The organism is Vibrio crassostreae (assembly GCF_041439375.1).
GTDB classification, from domain to species: Bacteria; Pseudomonadota; Gammaproteobacteria; order Enterobacterales; family Vibrionaceae; genus Vibrio; species Vibrio crassostreae_D.
In genome coordinates, this window is sequence record NZ_JBGONY010000143.1 from 1 (window position 1) to 1,051 (window position 1,051).

The following is a 1,051-nucleotide window of genomic DNA, read 5'->3' on the forward strand; positions in this document are numbered from 1 at the left end:
GGCTTTGTTTCCTAAATCAGGGAACTAATGCTTAAAGCTACGATCAGATCATCTAAGTTCACTCACATACTTAGAGCAATGCCAAAGCCTCGCTACAGAACAACTAACTGGAAACAATATAACCAAGCCCTAATCAATCGTGGTTCACTGACATTCTGGATTGATGAGGAAGCGATTCAACAGTGGAAGCAACTCAAGCAAGGTAAACGAGGTCGACCTCGATTGTTTAGTGACTTAGCCATTACGACCGCCCTCATGGTTAAACGAGTATTCGCGATGCCGTTGAGAGCGTTACAAGGATTCATCGATTCTGTTTTCAAACTCGCTCAACTCCCGTTGTCATGTCCTCATTATTCATGCATCAGTAAACGAGCCAAAACGGTTAATGTGTCATTCAAGACAAAGACCCGAGGCGCAATACAGCATTTAGCCATTGATGCAACAGGGCTAAAGGTCTACGGTGAAGGTGAATGGAAAGTAAAAAAACATGGTACTGACGGGAAGCGTCGAGTTTGGCGTAAGCTCCATTTAGCCGTAGACACTGGCACTCATGAAATCATTGCGGCTGAGTTAAGTTTATCGAATGTCACTGACGGTGAAGCTCTTCCTAATTTACTGAATCAAACTCGTCGTAGAATCAATGAGATATCTGGTGATGGAGCTTACGATACAAGACAATGCTACGAAGCAATACGTATTAAACAAGCTGTTCCACTTATTCCACCGAGAGAAGGTGCTGCTTTTTGGTTACGAGGTCACCCCCGTAATCTGGCGGTAGCTTGCCAGAAATTATACGGCTCAAATAAACATTGGAAAAAGAAGTACGGTTACCATAAACGGTCACTTTCAGAGACGGCTATGTTCCGTGTAAAGACACTGTTTGGCGGGCGATTAAGTTTAAGAAACTATAATGCTCAGGTTGGTGAAACCTACGCCATGATTAAAGCGTTGAATAAGCTCACAGGGTTAGGTATGCCTAAAACGATAGAAATAGCCTAATAATCACCCATACTGGCCGTTTCTATCTGAGATCCAATTAGGAAACAAAGCC

At 43.2% G+C, this 1,051-nt stretch carries 1 protein-coding gene; it reads left to right on the plus strand.

Translation table 11 applies throughout. The annotated features are described in order from the left end of the window. Positions 1-78: 78 nt before the first annotated feature. Complete coding sequence (locus tag ACED45_RS24070) at positions 79-999, plus strand: IS5 family transposase (RefSeq protein WP_029236538.1); 921 nt, start codon at positions 79-81, stop codon at positions 997-999. Positions 1,000-1,051 lie beyond the last annotated feature (52 nt).